This is a genomic window from Alicyclobacillus sp. SO9 (genome assembly GCF_016406125.1).
Taxonomy (GTDB): domain Bacteria; phylum Bacillota; class Bacilli; order Alicyclobacillales; family Alicyclobacillaceae; genus SO9.
The window spans coordinates 4446999-4466545 of sequence record NZ_CP066339.1; the positions used below are offsets into that span (position 1 = coordinate 4446999).

Consider the following 19547-nt stretch of genomic DNA (forward strand, 5'->3'; position numbering starts at 1 on the left):
CGCATTTACATAGCATGCTTGATTCCCATTCTAACCAGGACCCAATTTGCTGGATAACTTGTCAAAAAACCAATCATCATTGCCACCTGCATCATGAACCAGTAGAGAAGATGATTGGGTTGTGGAATGGGAACAAAGAAAACGTGTACCAACGCCATCCAACCGAACATTCCAACTTCATAGGCAGTCAATGAAAAGGTATCTGCCTTGACCGCATTCTTCAGTCCTTTAGCAAGAGACTCTAAATTTGAGAATCCCATGCCAAAGTACTGAAACGCAATGCCAAAAATATACGCTAATAGAAATTCAACGATATAGTCTGCAAACAATGACGATCCCGCTACAACCAAGCCCAATGAAAAAACAAGTGGTCCGCCTATTGCATCACCAAGGGTACATCCACCGCCGCAATGTGTCGACGACACAAATACACTTTGCCAAAACGGCTTGCTGCTGTGACTGTCTTGTGCATGATGGTTTCTTTGCCCGCCTAAATTCACATTATTAGTCCGTGTGTCGACAGACCTGTGATGGTGCATTGATTCGCTCGGCTCGTGATGCGCGTCATGGTGTCCGTGCCTGCGACTCTCCTGACCGTGATGCATCATGGGTGTATTCCGACCAAAATTCCAATAGGCGTAAAGCCCTGCAATGCCCATATACAGAGTCGTTAAGGGCCAAACAATTTTCATGATTGGCATTCCTACAGACTTACCCGGAATGTCAACTATTACGGTGATAAAAGAGATAATGCTCAGCGCAAACCAAAGGTACATGACAGATTGCAGCCATATCGGCATACTCGAGACCTCCAGTCATTTGTTACCTTTAATCAGTAAAGAACTTATTCTTCGAAGCTTTTTGAAACTGCGAAACGACCTGCCGTTGGGCTGGTCGTTTCCTGATTTTCCCTAATGTTTCGGTGGAAATATATGCTGTACAAATACTCTGCCCCAAGGAGCAAAAATCATTCTACGTCGTAGCCAGCATCTTCAATTGCTGTTTTTAACTCTAATACACTTGCTTTGGCCTCATCATAAGTAACTTTTGCCTGATTATTTTCCAAGCTCACCTCTACTTTATTGACACCATCGACGGTATTGAGCGCTTTTGTTACCGAGTTTACACAACCTTGACAGGTCATACCCTGAACCGGAATCGTTGCAGTAGTCATAGCAAACATCTCCTTTCTTTCGACTTTTATACTATACCCTCCTATGGTACGTAGTCAAACCCTGTCTATGGTCCGTTTCAATAGCGTTGATTGCTGATTTCCCCAAGAACCAACGTAACGTCCGATGCAACTCATTGCTAAGTACTTAATCCTTACACCGTCATCCGACGACTTTAATGGTTCCCATCATATAGCCACTGTGAGACATCGACCATCCACCATTCGGGGTGTCGCAGGGGTCGACACAGTTCCACGTAAAGGAACCGTCTTTTTTAGGAGTAAAGGTAAAGGTCTTGACTCCAGGCTGATCCTTCTTTGTAGACGGCTTTGCTTGAAAATTAATTCCTAGTGCACTGTTGGTAATACTGTGTTTCATATTGTCATAGTTGTAAATTGTTAATTTAACAGGAATACCCTTTTCCACCGTAAAGTTTGCGGGTGAAAAGGCATCATGCAGCTTACCGTCCGAACCAAGCTTTCCGCCGGGCATAACAGTCAAAGCGATGTCCTGTGTTGGCTGTGTATCTGGAACAACCTTAATTGTTCCCATCATGTAGCCTTTGTGAGACATGGACCATCCATTATTCGGTGTGTCACAGGGATCAACACAGTTCCACGTAAAGGAACCTGCCTTATTTGGTGTAAATGTAAACGACTTTACGCCTGGTTGCCCATTTTTCGAAGATGGTTTCGCTTGGAAGTTAATTCCTAATGCGCTATTTGTGATGCTGTGTTTCATGTTGTCGTAATTGTAAATCGTGACGGTCGTTGGCACACCCTCTACCAAAGTGAAATTGGCGGGTGAAAATGCGTCGTGGTCCTTCCCGTCAGGTCCAAGTTTCCCACCAGGCCGTACTGTTAAATAAATATATTGATGATTCATGGATGAGTTCGTGTTGGTTGTTGCGCCCGTCGTGGAATTGGTATTATTCGTAGGCGCTGTTGTGGGACTTGTGCTAGACGCGCCGTTAGATGTTGTTCCGCAGCCAGCCAAGAATAGCGCGGGTAATGCCACTGCAATCAGCAATGCTTTCTTCATTTTTGCTCCCCCTTTGATTTCGTGAGCTTACAACTTTTTACGTTTCCTATTTTGTACTTCAAAATAAGTTCAAGGGAGAGCAAAAACAACTGTTTTACGCAACAATTTAACTAGTATCTTTTGCACATTGTCTTTATGGTCCAGTCCCGCCTTGTTAGCTCAATGTAACCGGGCGTCCAATCCGACTAGTGATTTGGAAGGAATAATTAGTCCATCGAAACTACATGGCGTTAAGCTTATCATGAGGATCCATAGGAATTCGGAGTTGAGAAGGCTCCAACGCCCTCGTAGACCGCACAATCTCTCATTCGTTTTCGGCTTATTAATATCGATTGGCTGATGTGCGTTTACACTGCTTCATCTTCCGTCTGTGAAATGCGCTTCCCAAAAGATAGAAAGTATAGAAGCGCACTCACCATGACCACGATGCTAAGCATCAAGATGAGATTGCCGTATGGAAACGCGTAGGTATCTGATAGAAATGGATTCATTCGAAAGACAAAGATCTTCTGCGTCATTACTTTGGCAACCAGTGCCGTCACAATGGCTCCTGCAACAATCGAAACCATATTATAAAGCCCCATGCCAACACCAATCTGATCTTTGTCCAAGACTTCAGTGACACTTTCAGTCAGGGCCGTTTGCACAAAGGAAAAACCCACATACAGAGTAACAAGGTATACAGCGATGAACCAAACCCATCCACCAATGGACCCGGACACCAGGATGAGACTTCCTGCGAGGAGCAAAAGTCCCAAATAGACTACAAAGTGACTTCCGCGTTTCACTGTCATCTGGCCGGCTACCCTACCGAAGATAACGGCGCTAAACGCCCCAGGGAACATCACAAGTCCAATTTCTTGCGTGTCCAACTGATAAATCTTGCTCAACATAAGCGGCGTCACAAACATGGCTGACATTACCGTTCCAAATATGAGAAAGCCAATCACTAGTGCGTTTCGATAGCGAGTATTCTTAAAGAGCGCTGGGGCGACAAACGGTTCCTTCACCCTAAGTATTCTCAGAATAAACAACACCAGCGCAATTCCTGTCACGACGGCGTAAATCCACTGAGACTCGATTGTAAACAGAATCAAAGAGGAGACTGCAACTGCCAACCAAAGAGCTCCCCTAACATCCAGTTTTCCCGGTCTTCGTGGTTCATCGGGCAGGAATCTACGAAAAAATGGTATGGAGATGAGAATCGGTAATGGCATGAGAAACAAATACATCCAGTTCCATGACCCGGCGATATACCCCCCAAGGACAGGCCCAATCCCAATGGCAAAAGACACCGTGGACGTGATAATGCCAAACATTTTACCTCGTTCCTGCTGAGTAAAAAACCGGGCTACGATGATAAACACAAGGGCCGGCAACGCCGAACCGCCGGCTCCCTGAATGGCCCGGGCCACAATTACTGCGAGAAACCAAGAGTGCAAAACAAATCCAGCTAAGGACCCAATGCTATACATAACAATTCCAATTGTGATGAGAGTTTTGATACTATAAATGTCCGCCAATTTACCGTAGATGACTGTGCCCAATCCAAAAATAATAAAAAAAATGGTCACGACCCAGCTTACGCCGGCTGTATTTAACGCAAATTGTTTTGCAATAGTCGGTGTCGCAACATTAAATATGGATTCATTCAATACGGCAAAAAAAATCACATAGTAGATCCAAAAGACACTCTTCTTAATACTCTTCATGTCCGTCGAGTGAGATGTTTGGAGCAAAACAGTTCCCATATCAATACTGGCCCCTTCTTTAGGCGATTTGATGAAACAAAGTCACGCTGCCTGAGGGCCTGGTTTTGGAAAGATGCCGCTCAGTCATCCAACTGGAGAGCGCATTCCGTTAGCTCAATACTGGTACAAGACGGCGTTAAATGACGCTGCAGTTTCGAAAAATTGATGCCAAGTCAGACAGTGCAACACCGACATGGTAAAAGATATGACTGTTAACTGAAATCGAGGTACAGAAAGGTGTGGATTACAATCTGGTTTTCTTCTCCAACTGCTTGTCGAGTTTGTCCAACATCTCACTGGTACCTTGTTCGCGCTGAGCAGGAGTATCCAGTCCATCCAGAAAGACACCTTGTTCCGTATAAATCAGCTTCGTCCCGGTACCCTCCGGTTTGAACTCGACGGTTGCTACGGAAGTCGACATTCGCCTTCCGTCCGTGTCCAAAGTGTAGGTGTACACAATCCGCTCGTTTGGGACAATGTCGTGGTACCAGGCATGAAAGGTATATAGCGGGCCAGCAGCAGGACCTCCTTGATGGCTTTCCTCGCCACCGACTCGAAAGTCAAAATCATCTGCTTTTAGAAACCATTCCTCTTTTTGTTTAGGATTCGCCCAAGCAGCAAAGACCCGCATCGGCGAGGCATTGTAGACTCGTTCAATGGCGAATGTGTTGTGTATAGCAAAGTGTTCATTCACAGAGTTCATCTCCTTAATCTAGACTGTCAGAATGTCCGTCTACGAGATTGCCCAGCATATCCAAACGGCGTTCCCATGTCATCCGACGTTCGGTGATATATGTTCCATGACTCTTTTTCATCATTTCCAGTAATTTTATGAACTCTTCCACTGTCACGGGTTCCTTCAGCTTCATCAGGCTGGATACGTACTCCAACTCGGACAAAAGATTTTGTTCCATGCGGATATTGTCTTTCAGACGGGCGATTTGCAACAATACAGTTTCCAGCGGACTAAAACGCTCGCCGTTTACTACAGATTTCACCTCATCCAGCGACAATCCGAGCTGTTTTATCGACAGAATTTGCTGCAGTCGCAACACATCGGCTTCACTGTACAGCCTGTGTCCAGTATCGGAACGTGCCGAAGGTGAGAACAAGCCGATTTCATCATAGAATCGCAATGTTCGTATCGTAAGTCCCGTGAGTTTGGCAAGCTCCCCCACCTTCCAATGTCTAATCATAGTAACCCCTTCGTTAGCGCTAACTGTTTCCCGGTGGCGCAATTATAAAAGATGACCTAACGTAAGGTGCAAGTAAAGTTTATATTGAATAATTCGGTTACATTTATATGCCATCTTGATGCCCAAACTGTAGACCGGTTCTCCATAGATAACAGCTCAATTTGTTAGAGTAAATAAAAGGAGATGAGTCCCCTTTAAGGGCCTTCTCATCTCCCTTCGCATTGTACCTTATTCTCTTTGAAGCAGTTGCCTACCTGAGTGGCTTTTTACGATTTTGCCACCATAGTGCAAGTCCGCCTGTCAGGATACTGAGCAGTCCCCCTGTAACCCATGGGAATGCAGGAAACCCTGTCACGGGCTTTGTGGCTTGTGGTACCGTTTTTGGAGCTTGAGGCGTCGGTTTGGGCTTTAAGACAACGAAGTCCGGGTCTGTTGTAAAGCTAATAGCGGCTTTCCCCTTTGTGACTGTAGCCGTCACCGGAACGAACTTCCCGTTCACAATCTTGTAGACTTTGGATTGAGGCGTGATGCCCTGATTCAATAACGTAAAGGACAAGGGTTTGGACGGGGTATACTGTGAATTAAAGTTCACGCCGTACGCAGCCACGACTTGCCATCCTGATGGTACAAAACTAGGACCAACCGTTCCAGTCGTAAGATTCATCTGAAGCTGCTTAGCAAATGCACCCGATACTATAACCAGCGTCGCTTGCGTGTCGTTGCTTGTTGAGGCCAGTGTTCCCCCGCCATTGCCGACCACCTGCGAAGTGGTGACCGTCCGGAAGTAGCCTGTGGGGGCTGTCGGAATCACGTACAGACTCATGTTCTTCGTGACAGTTGCCCCAGTCCCGTCTTCGATTTGCACTGTAAAACCGTATGTCCCGCTCTGTTGTGGTGTCCCGCTTAATGTTCCGTAGGATTTGAGCGTTACTCCTTTGGGTAACGATCCGTTAACGATAGTAAACGTATAAGGCGCCAACCCACCCGTTGCTTCTATAGATTGCTGGTATGGTGTCCTCTCCAAGACATTGAGCCGTGGCACGTTTGCGGGTGCTGAAAGTGAGGTTAAGGTATGAACCGTATCTGCCGCAGACTGCGCACTCGCCTTCGCGGACCCATTTAGAATCTCAACCGTGACACTGTACATCGTATCAGGCTGCTCATTGGAGAAATCATATGATGGTGAAGTGGTTGTTCCCACTAGACTCCCATTCAGATACACGGCGTATTTGACTGCACCCGTACCCTTTGCACCATTCCAGCTCTCATGCCATCCTGTGGACGTTAGACCGCTGTGCTGCAGCCCTGTGACGCTGATGTTGATAGAATAAGGCTTCGAAGTCACGCTGTTCCCAAGCTTGTCAGTCGCCTTTACCTCCAGCGTATGGAAACCTGCCGTGAAGAATGTCAGCGGGCTGGTATACGTTTGCCACGATGCTCCGTCTTTCTTGTACTGAATCGTGCTGACACCGCTCAACCCGTCACTAGCATTCACGACGGCCGTGATATTCTGCTTCGTCCAATCTCCGCTGGTATAAGAAGAATTGTCCTGCTTCTTAAATTGTACGCTAACTGTCGGAGCGCTGTTATCCAATCGAAATCGGTTTGTTGCCACATTCGCTGTATTGCCTAGCTTGTCTCTTGCTTGAATGTGTAGATACCAGTCTCCGCTGACGCCGCTTTTCGTTAGGGTTTCCCCGTTTGTAAAGCTTGTCCACGTCGTGCCGCTTCCAGGCGTACTGGGACTCTCTGTCCACGCATACTGAAGCGTACTCGCAGCAACGCCAACACCTTTGTCAATCACTGTTACGGTAGTGGAATCGGATTTCGCATACGTTCCGTCGCCATTCGTACCAAAGTTGACTGTCGGCGGAATCGAATCTCTGTTGACCGTCAACGTATAGGTCTTCTGTGCCATGCCGTCCTGTGCCGTAACCACAATCGGAATGGTGTTTTTTCCTTCCGTGAGCGCTATGGGACTTGACGGACTGCCGCTCGTCACAACTGATCCGTTTACTACTAAGGAAGCATTGTCATAACCCGAGGCAGTCACTGAGACGGAGGAATCCGCTGTACTGGCCGTGTAATTCGTGGTACCGGCCGAAAACGAAGGTGACAACGCTCCTTTACTTAAGCTCAGACTTGCGAGATTAGCGTTGTTTGAAAGCGTAATAATCGTCCCATTGTCACCTACGGCTACATACCGGCCATTCGCATAATGCACGGAATTCAAATTTTGAGTAACTCCAGAATTCTGTTTGGTCCACGCAAGGCCGTGTCGAGAACTGTAAACTAGTCCACTATCCCCGACCGCGATATACCCGTTTGCGGAACCTGCAACACTATTTAAAACCGGTAAAGAGACGCTTTGTCGTGTCCAGGTTATACCGTCTGGAGAGGTATATACCACACCGGTCGTCACGTGCTGATCACTCCCCACAGCGACAAACTGACCTTGGCTGTAAGTAATGGCATAAATAATATCCCCAGTGTGGTTAAATACAGTCGGAATATTCGACCATTTTATCCCTCCATCGGCTGAATACTGAATTTGACCTGATCCGCCCACTACATATTTCCCGTCAGCATAGATAACGGCATAAGGTCCCGACGAAATAACAGACGACCATGTCCCGGAAGAACCGTTATACTCATACAAACCGGTACCATCCACAACTACAGCCTTTGCTGCAGAAGACGCAGAAACAGCGAGACCAGTCGGAGTACTAGTGGTCCTAATGTTGGATGTGTCACTCCATTTTGAAGGGGTCAAAGAGGACGCGTGAAAGGCATCTTGGTAACCATCAGTGATCCACCACGTTGTCCCGTCATAAGCGATTTGTCGAAGTGTATTGTTTGTTATACCATTACCCTTAGGATTCTGTATCGTATTCCAATGGATGCCGTCAGACGAAGTCAAAATGGTTTTGCCGCTGCCTACCGCTGCCCATTTCCCGTTGCCATAGGTGATATCATTCAAGCCATTAGTGGTTCCGGATGAATCCTTTGTCCATGTCGGTGTTGCTGTTGTTGCCGCTTTTGCCACCGGAAACTGCAACACCATACTGAACGCCAGCACCATCGCAGTCAAACTGATATAGAGCTTATGATAAATCCGTGCAGACTGTTGTGTATCTTTGTTCATGCTTCATCTCCCTCATTAATGATATAAATATTAGACTTGGTTTGAATCTTTCTCGGAAAAGTAGTTTGGCTGAATCAACAGAGACGGCTCATAGAGCATTCTAACTGCACTTGCGAACGCGATACGAAACTTCCGCAAAGTCTATCGACCGGACCGCCGTTCTATCCGACTCATACCTCACCCTCCGCTAAATAGTCGGAACAATCTAAATAAACACTTATTTAGAGCATGAACCTAGACTGGGTCACTGTAATCTAACAAAAAATACTGCATCAGACGTGCTAATAGCAGAGAAGGAGGCTCAGGATGAGTGCTCAGAACCGAAATTCCCGAGATTAAGCAGCACATTTCATAGAACACTTAGAAGAATACCATACAATTGAAAAGGCTTGAACTCGCGAGGAAATTTATGCTTCATATTCTTGGTTAATCGTTTTCTTAGTCAATCGTTGATAGGGTCTAGAATCGGTTCTGCGCGGTTTTCTCCCCATTCATGCATTGAGTCAAGAATCGGCTTTAGGCTCCTCCCATAAGAAGTAAGAGTATATTCTACCTTTGGAGGAACCTGAGCGTAAACTGTTCTCTGAATAAGGCCATCAGCCTCCATAACTCGGAGTTGATGTGTGAGTACTTTATGAGTAATACCTGGGAGGGAATGTTGCAGTTCATTGAAACGGCTGACCTCTTTTAGAAACAATTCTCTTATTATGAGAATTTTCCAGCGCCCGCCAATAATCTTAAGAGTAATTTCTACCGGACAAGTCGGTGTGTAACTTTCCGCCACTTATCATCACCTCCAAAGTATCATTAGGGATACCAACGCACAAATAAGTCCGTACTTCCCGCGATGCGAGATGAGAGCTAGCATAGAGCCACAAGAGAGGTCGGTTCAGCTGCAGATTGTCCCTTCCTCAAAATTATGATATCGCAGGAGGACTGACGATGAAACCTAAAATTGTACAAATCCCCATACTCCCATTGAATATGGTAAATGCCTACCTAATACTGAACTCACAGGGCTGCATCCTTGTAGACACAGGGTTCCCAGGTTCAGAAACTAAAATCAGGAAAATGCTTTCGAGGTTCGGCCTATCCTTTAAGGATATTAATCTAATTATTATTACACATGCACATGTCGATCACGCCGGAAGCGCCGCCTTATTACGGGAATTATCCGGAGCACCGATTGTTGCACACGCGGACGACAGAAAGTATTTTAACGGAAGTGCCCGAATGGCTTTTTGTCCTACCGGTTTCTCTGGACGTGCCTTTCTAAAAACAGGATTACCCCTAAAACCCTATGTAGAATTTGAACCGGACATCCTACTCAGCACCGACGACACTCTTGATACTAGCCACTACGGCGTTCCTGGTCTCCTCAGACACACCACCGGCCACACTGCAGGTTCCATATCGCTGGAATTATCAACTCATGATGCCCTAGTCGGTGATCTCGTTGCGTCAGGCATTCTTATAGGCGGCATGATAAGAACAAAGCATGCCATACGTCCGCCTTTTGAGGATAATCCACGAGCAGTGGGGCTGTCACTTCAACGTTTACTGGATTCCGGCACTACGTGCTTTTTTATGGGACACGGTGCCCCCCTGGGAAGCATGGAAGTACAACGCCATGCGAAAGCTCTTATGATGGCAAAGCCGCAGATTAGTGTTTGAATCCTAATTGCTATATAAGTTAGCTTCACTGATTGAATTGGGTTCAAGTAGTTTGCTCCGACTCACAGCATCGCAATACAACTGAATTCACTGTTGCATTTGAGTGCGCTCAAAGGTATAAACTACTTTCCATGGATACAACATTCACCATTCAACAAGTTGCAAAAATCACTGGTCTTAGTGTGCATACTTTGCGTTATTATGAACGGATCGGACTTCTTGCCCCTGTTGACCGTTTGGACAGCGGCTATCGCTGCTACTCCAACAAGGATATAGAGTGGATTGAATTTCTGAATCGACTCCGCTTTACAGGTATGTCTATTAGAAAGATGCAGCAGTTTGCCGCATTGTTGCGACAGGGAAATGAGACAATCCACGAACGTCGAGGAATGATTGAACAACACGAACAAGACCTTCGCGCGCACATGGCACAGCTTGAGGAGAACTTGAAGTACATCGAATACAAGATTCGTCTTTATAAAAAGATGGAGACCAATGAGAGTTAATACCCAGTGCCCGCCCTGTGAGGAGGGAGCCAAACGCGGTACCATGGACAGTCTCGTCACCCTGAGCTCATACTTTAACATCCACTCGTATCAATGAAGCTTTCAGTGGAACCCACGAAATCTTTGTCGATACACCAACATCAGACTTTTAGTCATCTTATAGGACGGTGAGACTGTGTCGAATGTGTCGAATACGTCCGTTCAGCGGACTGCTTTGGTAATCGCATTTCTGGGAACGGTCTCCGTTCTCGTCGTTGGCCAGATGTATGTGGTCATTCCCCTGTTTAAACCTATGGGCATGGCATTTCATCATCGCGCCAGCGATATGGTCATTACATCCAGTACTTTCGGCATTCCCTATGCCTTTGCAGGACTTGTGGCTGGTCCGCTCGCCGACGCTTGGGGCGCAAGAAAAATCATCATCCTATCCCTAATAACGACGGGGGTCTCAACGCTGACGGTGGCTTTTGCTCCTAGTTTCACAGGGCTAGCCACTCTGCGCGGAATTCAAGGAATAACCGCCGGACTGCTCTCCGCACCGGTTTTTTCCTACATCGCGCACGAACTCCACAAAGACACCCGTATCTTTGCCACCACAGTTGTCATGGCCGCAGCAATGTCATCAGCCGTCTTGATGCAACTGTTTGGGCAGGTTATCAATGGACTCTTAGGGTGGCGCTCCGTCTTTTTTATAACTGCACCTTTGATTTTCCTATTAGTGTTCGTTGCGGACAGGCTGCTGGTTCGAACTTCGGACGCATCTCATCAACCTGTTGCAGCAGCGTTTACCTCTCTGCCAGGACTTTTGATCCAATGGCGCAGACTAGCCCTCTATATCGCTGCATTGACGCTGCTTAGTGGCTTTGTTGCCGTCTTATCAGGTATTGCTCTCTATGGCCCAGTACAGTTACGGTCAGACCCACTTCGCTTATTTATTCTGAGAGCCTCAGCCCTCCCGGTTATGGGAGCCGTCCCCTTCCTTGGGCTTCGGCTAGGCAAGCTTTCACTCCCCATTCGTATCGCCTCGGGTCTTGCCTTGGCGGCCTCAGCACTTAGCGTAATGTCACTTGCCGCACAGCATATTTGGGTCGTAACAATAGGGCTTTCCGTCTGTGTGGCTGGCGTCCTCATCGCAGCACCCGCTATTGTCCAGAGCATCGTGCGAAGCGCCGCCAATAAAAGCGGTGCAGCCGTTTCTATCTACACCTTCTCAATTTTCTTAGGGGCAAGCGCCGGTCCACAAATTGCCGTTTTCGTTGCATCAGCCGGATTTAGCGGTCTGCTTGTCTCGGTGGCCCTACTCTTCCTAGGAGGAGCAATTCTTGGGTCCATTGGCGCCATAGAGCTACAATCAAGTAGGAGTCGTAGAAGGAACGGGGCGTGACTTGCACAGACTTGATTTGGTAGTATTTCGGGACTATAGTACATTATTTATCAAGTAAAGCGTCAAACGACTGCAGAAACTGTTCCATCCTTTCCAGTGTTACTTTATCTTTTATATTTCCGTTTTCATCAAATTTCCCTTTAATTCCTTTTATCAAAAGAGTACTTTCTTCTTCAAACTTCGCTTCCAAAGTGCTCATGATTAACTTCAATTCTTCATGGGCTCTTTCACCTGAAGTTGAAGCCGTAATTAACCCAACTGGTTTTTGGGAAAATACCATCGTTGAAACGCACCATTCGAAAGCATTCTTCAAGCTTCCAGGCAAGCTGAAAATATATTCAGGTGTACAGATTATTACCCCATCTGCCTCTGAAATCTGTTTACGGAAGTCTGTAACTGATTTCGGAGGTTTTTCGTTATCGAGATCAATGTTAAAATAAGGCAAGATGCTAAGGTCAGGTAGTATGGTGACTTCATACTTTCCGGCCGTCATATCCACAAGATTCATAATCAATTTCAAATTAGAAGAATTGCGTCTGGTACTTCCGGACAGAGCCAGTAACTTTTTCATTCATTCATCTCCACGTCGAATTAATGGTGCTATTAAGATGTAAAAGAAGACCCATGCCGTTAGAGGGGGGATGAAATTGAGCCTTGGCAAACCACTCCGCACTATCTTGGGCATCTTGCTAATTTATGTCCTAATTGTGGCGTGGCTGTGGCACCAATTTGGGTATCCTAGCGGCGAGCTCGGAACGCTTTTTGGATTGCTAACAATGGTCCTCAATAACATTGGATTTCCAGTCTTGTTTATTTTGGTCGTCTACAAATACCGACCGAGGACAGCTGGCGGTTGGTGGACGCTTCGTGCATACATCGTTTGCTCCATCCCGCTCATTTTCAACACAGTCATCAATCATATTATTTATACCCACGTCACAGGCTACTATCATTCAGTAATGGTATCGACGATGCCGGGTGCCGGGGGAAGGCTTAGCTCTACATCAGCTTCTCACGTACATCCAATGCGCATGGCTGACGGTCTTTATGTCGCTGTTTATCCTATGGAGAAGTTGGTATGCTCGTACATACGATAGTTGAAGTGGAAACATTCAAGGAATAGTCTACGGAAAAACGAGATCGGTGTCTGGAGGAATGTAACCCAATTGACGACCGATTCGTACGATTTGCCCTTTGTGATGAAATTCATGGGTGATTGTGTGCGTAAAAAGCCATAAGGGGGCTGGTTTGAGAATCTGATTGTTCCGCTGCAGCTCTATCGGCGTCTCCCAATCATGTTCAAACCTATCAATAAACTCATCTACCAATTGGTTCACATCCTGGAAAACACCTCGCATTTCTTGCACACTGGTAATTTCGCTTGGATGTACTTCGCGAATCTGTTTCTTGAGTGCCCGCCTGCCCAGCCAAGTCTCATAACAGTCAGCAACATGCAAATGCAAGTTCCGAATGGATGTTCCTGTATTGTTGTCAACTTGTTTGGCGTAGTCTGCAGCAGAAAACTCTTCGCAATATGCAAACAAGGCTTCTCTCGTCCGGCGCACCCACTCATATTGGCTTTTGAATTGACTCAAGAATATCCCCTCCTAAGTTTATTTCAGTATAATGCAACCTGCGCTGCTATAGCTATTGAACTCTCCGTTTCAAACAAATATCAGGGGGGGCTCCGGCTTCGAAACAATCGATAAATATCCCAGGCAACTTTGGCTTTAGCCAGTCAACAAGATGACACTGCTGGTATCTGAAGTTGTGTTTGAAGATGATGGTCTTCAACATAGTAATATAATCTGTAATATAATTTAATAGAGGGGTGAGGGGTTGGAGTGGAAGCCTGTCCTTATCACGACTGAGCGCGGCACGTTTGAGTGCTTTGTAGCAGGAAAAGGAAAACCGATATGTGTGGCACACCTCTATCAGCAGTTTTCTGATAAGGGTAACCCATTTATTGATGTTCTCTCGGATTATTACAAAGTCATTGCTGTAAATCTCAAAGGTACTGGAAAGTCTTCTAAACCGCGCAGAAAGTCAGATCTTTCAATGGATGAAACCGTAAACGATCTTGAGAGTATAAGAACGAGTATGAATTACAGTCAATGGTCTTATGCCGGCCATTCAACGGGCGGCTTTCTCGGATTAAAATACGCAACAGTCGCTGGTTCTCACTTAGAGGCACTCATCTTGTCAGGAACCGCAGCTTCCCGTGACTTTCAATACTCAGAAAAATGTCTCTATAATTTCAAAACGGGTCAATACCGTAAGGAAATGGGTAAATTGTGGTTTTTCATGATGATGCCGTTCAACGCCCAGAAGGTAAAGGCTCGTCGCAGGCTTTTAGAATTATCCTTGTTTCATCCAGAAAAGTACAACGACTATTTTATCGATGAAATTGGGAGTGAAGTCGTAGGAAAACGCATGCGAGCCTATATTCAGGATTTGAAAACCTTTGATGTTAGAGAACAGTTGAAAACAATTCACCTTCCTACTTTGGTATTATGCGGAAGACACGACGTTCAGTGTCCGGTTGAAACTTCCATTGAAATCAACAGTCTGATACCAAATTCTGATTTGGTGATTTTTGAACAGAGCAACCACTTCCCGTTCATAGAAGAAGCCGTAGAGTTTAGAAAAGCTATCGAGGGTTTTGCCTAGTTTCACTGTAACAGACTAGCAACAATGCGCGCGAAAAGAGTGGTTGTTTGTGTTTCAATCCATTGGCACTAAGCCATATCTGAGGTCCCCAGCACATATCGAGCTTGTTCTTCATATTCTCGTTTCACATAGAATTCATATTCAGACAATCTGTTATCGAAGCTCAACTCACCTCCACCCATGTTTCCTCCCATTTTTACATAGAAAGGAATCCCCGCATCTTCAAGATGTCCTGCGGCACGCATGTAGTTCGCGTCTCCCATCGCAACATACACAGATACTTTTTTACCTCGAAACACCTTTGCAATTGCCGTCCAAAAAGACACTGACACACTCCTCTCTCTCTACCTAACAGTTTGTGCCTAGTTTGAGCCGATGGACTGTCATACTTATACTTCAGTACAACCATTCTTGAGCTAATAAGCCATAAACGATGGTGTCAGCCATTGCATCATATAACTGAACATCTTGGCGGAGAGTACCTTCAAGCTTAAATCCCAACCGCTCGGGTATTGCGCGGCTTCTTATGTTTTCTTTGATGGCACGAATCTCAATCCGGTTTAGATCCAGTTCACGAAATCCATAATCAATCATGGCTTTACAACACTTTGTCATAATGCCTTTCGCCTCGTATTCCTTTGAAATCCAATATCCAATCGAAGCAGACCGATTCGCTTTTGAAATGTGCAACCCGATGGAACCAATCAGCTGATTGTCGTACCAAATGCATGTGGGCACACCGATTCCCGTCGCAAACCTAGTCAACGACGTTTCAACAAATGACTTCGTCTCCTCTAACGTTTGATTCTTAGCAAACATTAAAAACTGTCCAATATGATGCCTGTTCTCGGCAATGACATTGTACAACGCCTCCGCATGCCGCATCTCCGTGATTGCTAAAGAAGTGTGTTCATCGACTTGGTACTTGAACATTGGATCACCACCGCTCCCATCCCCTAAAATATAGCATTCCTTGGTCTTTTATGAAAGCGAAGCATGCCACGGTATTCCCTAGAGCTAGGAGGAACCCGGGAACCAAGAACTCTCTCAGTCCTCAGGTAGAATAGGAGGTGCTGCATCCCATTGAACATCACCTCCTGCCTTCTACACAACACGATATCCTCATCATACTTTCTACACACATTCCCCAAACTTCACACACAAGTTCTTGATAATTTGAACAACAGATAGAAGACAACAATGGAAAGGAAGAACCTTCATATGAAAAGAGCAATGATATATGTACCGGCCGTGCTGCTCGCAATTGGGATTGGCGGTCTTGCAACTATTCAGGTCCTGGCCCAGAGAAACGCGCAAGCTGCACATTGGAACAGCACGTCTTACGACTCGCCTGCTCCGAGTATGGCTATGATGCAATCCTTTACTCAAGGGAGTCCAAGGGCCGCACAGACGATATCCAAACAACAAGCAAATGCAGCCATGGAAACCTCATTACAGAATGCAACATTGTCCAAAAATACAAATACTGTAACATACCGCAAGCAGAACGTGACCGTTGTTTTTTTTGCCGGACCAGAGCAGGCTGATGGGAAATTTGTCGTTGGCGGACTCGTTAACCCTACAATTCAGGTTCGAAAAGGAGCACATGTCCAGTTCAAGGTGATTAACATGGACACCGGTATGCCCCATGGTATAGAGATGACCACAGCAAACCCGCCGTACTCCTATATGTCAATGATGCAGGGAGGCATCTATCCCGGCTCCTTCATTGCTCCCTTACCTGAGGCACAAAATGGTCAATACGCTGTGGCGTCGTCCGACTTCGTTGCCAATCAAAGCGGTCACTTTCATTACCTCTGTCAAGTGCCCGGGCATGCCGCCAAAGGCATGTACGGCAAGATGATTGTAAGTTAACATTCCAGCCTCAATTCCTGCATTGTTCCTGCAGACTTTTTGCCGCGGTGCATGCCTCACGTCCTAAAACAGATGGACACCCCCTATTGGCGAACGGGTGGTGTCCATGGGGATGTGGTTATGACTGGCCTTCTATCTCGTTACGTCCTTCATGTGTCGACTCGTACAGGTTCTGACCTACAGCCTGCACAAAAGGCGACCAATCCCCTACTGAGTACAGTAGCAGCCGGTGCATTGCCCGCGTACACGCAGTGTACAGAAGCGTACGCTCGTTTTCCCGATTGTAAGCTTGATAGGACGCATCATAGATAATGACCGCGTCGAATTCAACTCCCTTTGCCAGATATACCGGAATCATCATCACTCCCTTTTCAAAGGTAGGCGTCTGTTTCGTAGTAAGCATAAGGTCGTCGCAGCCTCGTGTCTGCAGGGATTCATAAGCCTTGCGGCTTTCCGATGCGCTCTTTGTAATAATCGCGATAGAGTCAAATCCTTCGGATCTAAGCGACGCGATATCTCTCAATAATTGCGTGTCTCGCTTGTCTCTACTGCTCATACGCATGAGAAGAGGTTTCTTACCGCCTCGGTCAAAGGGGACAATCTCTTCTCCGTCACAGAGTAAGCCTTTCGTGAACATGACTATTTCTCGGGTCGAACGATAGCTGCGTACAAGGTTCATCACCCTCGTTTCATCATGACCATACAGTCGCAGCAAAGAGGAGTCCGATTGGTGCAAATGCGTAGCCTGAACGAATATTGCCTGCCTAAAATCACCGAGTACAGTAAAACGAGCACGAGGAAACAGTTTCTTAAGATACTGGTATTGAAACGGTGAATAGTCCTGACCCTCATCGACAACCACATACTGGATCTGCGTATTTGTCCGAACGCCCTCAATCAGTTCTTTTAAGTATAAAAACGGGGTTTCGTCTTCATAAAACAACTCGTCTCGACTGAGCTTACATCTTGTCTGTTTGCAAATGTCTGTCCATAGAGCAGGGATATCCGTCGCATTTGTCATCACCTCAAAACTCGCTTTGTCGCCGAACAACTGATCGTATAGACCCTTGACGTCAACGAACTTGAGTTTTTTCACCTTTCGCTTCAGAGGTTGGAAACGCTTCTTTACGAGCTTTTTGCGGAGAAGTTCTTCCTCCCGACGGGCGAAGTCAAAATCACCTTCGTCTTCTCGCCGTTTTTTGTGAATTCTTTCTTGTATTACGGCAAATTGCTCGTGAATGTCAAAGACTTCTCTCTCCTTGTGCAACTCGCCGAAGACGTCCGCATATTCGTCATTGTCAAGGTAATTCAATTCCTCTTGAACCCACTCTGCCTCCATCTCCTGACGTTCGAGCAAAGCGAGCTCATCAAGCAACCACTTTTGTAGCAGTACGACACGATTGTCCAATTTCAAAGACGTCGGATAGCTGTAAAATTTTGATTTCATTTGCTCCTCCGTGATGAGTTCACGGTTCCTAAATCGAATGCTGTTGAACAGGATGCCTTTACATCCCAGCCACAACACATAGTTGTTGATGGCATTTAAGAACGCTTCCGATGCCTTGTACTTCATACCTTGAAGACGAGCTTCATATCCAGGAGTCTGTCGCCCAGTCCATTCATATTCAAACTGTTCGAAGGGGTCTTCAAGTGCAAACGATGCACCCAACTCGTATTCGAGGTATTCCTGAAATGTCGCCTGCTGCATGTTCTCCTCTCCAAGTTCCGGAAGGACAGTGGATACATAACTGTTGAAAATGGGATTGGGAGAAAAGAGAATCACCTGGTCAGCGTTCAGGGTATCTCGGTTCTTGTATAGTAGGAATGCTACACGCTGCAACGCTGCAGATGTCTTGCCGCTGCCGGCGGCACCCTGCACGATTAGCATCCGACTCTTTACATCTCGGATAATGGCATTTTGCTCCCTCTGAATGGTAGCAACAATACTCTTCATTTGAGGATCTGCGCCTTTTCCCAGCACTTGCTGCAACAACTCGTCACCAATCGTTAAGCTTGCGTCAAACATATGAAGCAACTGTCCATTTTGAATCTGATATTGCCGCTTCAATTCCATCTTTCCAGAAATGCGTCCAGACGGAGCATCATAAAAAGCGGCACCCGGAGACCCATCGTAGTACATGTTGGCAATTGGAGTACGCCAGTCATAGACCAAGAAATCTAATCCATCTTCTTCAATAAACGAAGACACGCCGATGTAGACCTGCTCCGTGGCGTTCAGACCATCCTCATGGAAGTCGATGCGCCCGAAATATGGAGATGGGAGAAGTCTGTTTAAATCATTCCATTGTTTCATCAACAGCCCGTGCCCCCGCTCCCTTTCCGCTAAAACAGCGTGCTGCTGGTTAATTGAATAAAAGGTCTCTTCGAAGTCTTCAGGGGTGCTTGTGTTAACCGTGACTTCCTCCCAAAAATGTTTGCGGATGTCCGTCACCTGTTGGGCAAGACCGGACACCTTCGGTTCCAACGCGACAATTTTCCCTTTGACTTTCTCCACAACATAGCGCAGCCGCTCTTGTTCAACTTGCCAATCTCTTGCATCCATCAAGCCCAACCCCTTCACCAGAAGATCACGCAAATCGTTTGACAAATTGTTGCCTAAGTGGTACACTAAAAGTGTACAATGGGACTTCTATGAGAAATTTATAAAAACACAGACGTGGCCTTATTGTATCGCTGTGTCTGTTTTTATGCAATAGCAAAGGGCCTGGAGAATTTGTCCAGGCTCTTTGTTTGGTTTTATCTCTACCACATTCTACTTCTTACGAGGGAAAATTCCGGACCTCCTATTACCACTATAGCCTTGACTGTTGCATGAGAGGGCTTCCGGTCATAGACCAAAATTCCATATGCCATTGCTTTGAGTGGAAAAATGGGCCCCACCAAACAAAATAGCAGCCAAAATTACGATGCGGAATGCTTGCCAATAAGTGATTTATGGTAAACGAAACACATCAGGACAAGTGATATTCCATAGCCACTGAAATACTGCCGGAACTAAGAAAATGACAATGATTACAAGCAATAAGAACATAGGTGCCAAAATCATCACTCCTCTTGAGTGCATACTATTTTTCATCACTTATACAAATTATATAAATACTACCATAGAAGA

General features: G+C 46.1%; 19 protein-coding genes. 6 read left to right on the forward strand and 13 right to left on the reverse strand.

All coding sequences use genetic code 11. From position 1 onward, the window contains the following. Positions 1-5: 5 nt before the first annotated feature. The 8 genes from GI364_RS20765 to GI364_RS20800 all read right to left on the reverse strand — a co-directional run bounded on the left by GI364_RS20765 (position 6) and on the right by GI364_RS20800 (position 9089). Positions 6-800 carry a DUF4396 domain-containing protein gene (locus GI364_RS20765; protein WP_233095899.1) on the reverse strand — a complete coding sequence of 265 codons (795 nt, stop codon included), beginning with the start codon at positions 798-800 and terminating at the stop codon, positions 6-8. A 167-nt stretch (positions 801-967) separates the two neighbouring features. Then, entirely contained in the window at positions 968-1174 is a 207-nt protein-coding gene (locus tag GI364_RS20770; protein ID WP_198851093.1) for a heavy-metal-associated domain-containing protein, read from the reverse strand. A 160-nt stretch (positions 1175-1334) separates the two neighbouring features. Next, entirely contained in the window at positions 1335-2213 is an 879-nt protein-coding gene (locus GI364_RS20775; RefSeq protein WP_198851094.1) for a hypothetical protein, read from the reverse strand. Between the two features lie 347 nt (positions 2214-2560). Then, positions 2561-3964 (reverse strand): MFS transporter, encoded by a 1404-nt coding sequence (locus GI364_RS20780; protein WP_198851095.1) that lies wholly within the window; start codon positions 3962-3964, stop codon positions 2561-2563. A 244-nt stretch (positions 3965-4208) separates the two neighbouring features. Then, complete coding sequence (locus GI364_RS20785; protein ID WP_198851096.1) at positions 4209-4658, reverse strand: SRPBCC family protein; 450 nt, start codon at positions 4656-4658, stop codon at positions 4209-4211. A 13-nt stretch (positions 4659-4671) separates the two neighbouring features. Next, a complete protein-coding gene (locus GI364_RS20790) occupies positions 4672-5160 on the reverse strand; it encodes a MerR family transcriptional regulator (protein ID WP_198851097.1) in 489 nt (162 codons plus the stop codon). A 250-nt stretch (positions 5161-5410) separates the two neighbouring features. Continuing rightward, positions 5411-8305 (reverse strand): OmpL47-type beta-barrel domain-containing protein, encoded by a 2895-nt coding sequence (locus tag GI364_RS20795; RefSeq protein ID WP_198851098.1) that lies wholly within the window; start codon positions 8303-8305, stop codon positions 5411-5413. Between the two features lie 442 nt (positions 8306-8747). Beyond that, complete coding sequence (locus GI364_RS20800; RefSeq protein ID WP_198851099.1) at positions 8748-9089, reverse strand: winged helix-turn-helix transcriptional regulator; 342 nt, start codon at positions 9087-9089, stop codon at positions 8748-8750. Between the two features lie 158 nt (positions 9090-9247). Between GI364_RS20800 and GI364_RS20805 the strand changes: the two genes are divergently transcribed. The 3 genes from GI364_RS20805 (at position 9248) to GI364_RS20815 (ending at position 11869) form a co-directional block, all read left to right on the forward strand. Next, complete coding sequence (locus GI364_RS20805) at positions 9248-9979, forward strand: MBL fold metallo-hydrolase (RefSeq protein WP_198851100.1); 732 nt, start codon at positions 9248-9250, stop codon at positions 9977-9979. A gap of 131 nt (positions 9980-10110) precedes the next feature. Next, entirely contained in the window at positions 10111-10485 is a 375-nt protein-coding gene (locus GI364_RS20810) for a MerR family transcriptional regulator (protein WP_198851101.1), read from the forward strand. 175 nt (positions 10486-10660) lie between these two features. Beyond that, positions 10661-11869, forward strand: coding sequence for an MFS transporter (locus GI364_RS20815; protein WP_198851102.1), 1209 nt, complete (start codon positions 10661-10663; stop codon positions 11867-11869). 43 nt (positions 11870-11912) lie between these two features. On the opposite strand, the gene GI364_RS20820 is transcribed toward GI364_RS20815, so the two are convergent. After that, entirely contained in the window at positions 11913-12440 is a 528-nt protein-coding gene (locus tag GI364_RS20820; RefSeq protein ID WP_198851103.1) for an NADPH-dependent FMN reductase, read from the reverse strand. 76 nt (positions 12441-12516) lie between these two features. Between GI364_RS20820 and GI364_RS20825 the strand changes: the two genes are divergently transcribed. Continuing rightward, the gene (locus GI364_RS20825; protein WP_198851104.1) at positions 12517-12966 is read left to right on the forward strand and encodes a hypothetical protein; all 450 of its coding nucleotides are present in this window, start codon (positions 12517-12519) and stop codon (positions 12964-12966) included. 27 nt (positions 12967-12993) lie between these two features. Here the strand turns inward: GI364_RS20825 and GI364_RS20830 are convergent, their stop codons facing one another. Further along, entirely contained in the window at positions 12994-13464 is a 471-nt protein-coding gene (locus tag GI364_RS20830) for a DinB family protein (protein ID WP_198851105.1), read from the reverse strand. 244 nt (positions 13465-13708) lie between these two features. Between GI364_RS20830 and GI364_RS20835 the strand changes: the two genes are divergently transcribed. Beyond that, positions 13709-14539, forward strand: coding sequence for an alpha/beta fold hydrolase (locus tag GI364_RS20835; RefSeq protein ID WP_198851106.1), 831 nt, complete (start codon positions 13709-13711; stop codon positions 14537-14539). A gap of 68 nt (positions 14540-14607) precedes the next feature. Here the strand turns inward: GI364_RS20835 and GI364_RS20840 are convergent, their stop codons facing one another. Beyond that, positions 14608-14865, reverse strand: a complete 258-nt coding sequence (locus GI364_RS20840) for a hypothetical protein (protein ID WP_198851107.1) — start codon at positions 14863-14865, stop codon at positions 14608-14610. 70 nt (positions 14866-14935) lie between these two features. Further along, positions 14936-15472 carry a GNAT family N-acetyltransferase gene (locus GI364_RS20845; protein ID WP_198851108.1) on the reverse strand — a complete coding sequence of 179 codons (537 nt, stop codon included), beginning with the start codon at positions 15470-15472 and terminating at the stop codon, positions 14936-14938. Between the two features lie 288 nt (positions 15473-15760). Between GI364_RS20845 and GI364_RS20850 the strand changes: the two genes are divergently transcribed. Then, a complete protein-coding gene (locus GI364_RS20850; protein WP_233095900.1) occupies positions 15761-16414 on the forward strand; it encodes a plastocyanin/azurin family copper-binding protein in 654 nt (217 codons plus the stop codon). A gap of 118 nt (positions 16415-16532) precedes the next feature. Here GI364_RS20850 and helD read toward each other — a convergent pair whose 3' ends face one another. Continuing rightward, positions 16533-18977 carry an RNA polymerase recycling motor HelD gene (helD, locus tag GI364_RS20855; protein ID WP_198851109.1) on the reverse strand — a complete coding sequence of 815 codons (2445 nt, stop codon included), beginning with the start codon at positions 18975-18977 and terminating at the stop codon, positions 16533-16535. Positions 18978-19547 lie beyond the last annotated feature (570 nt).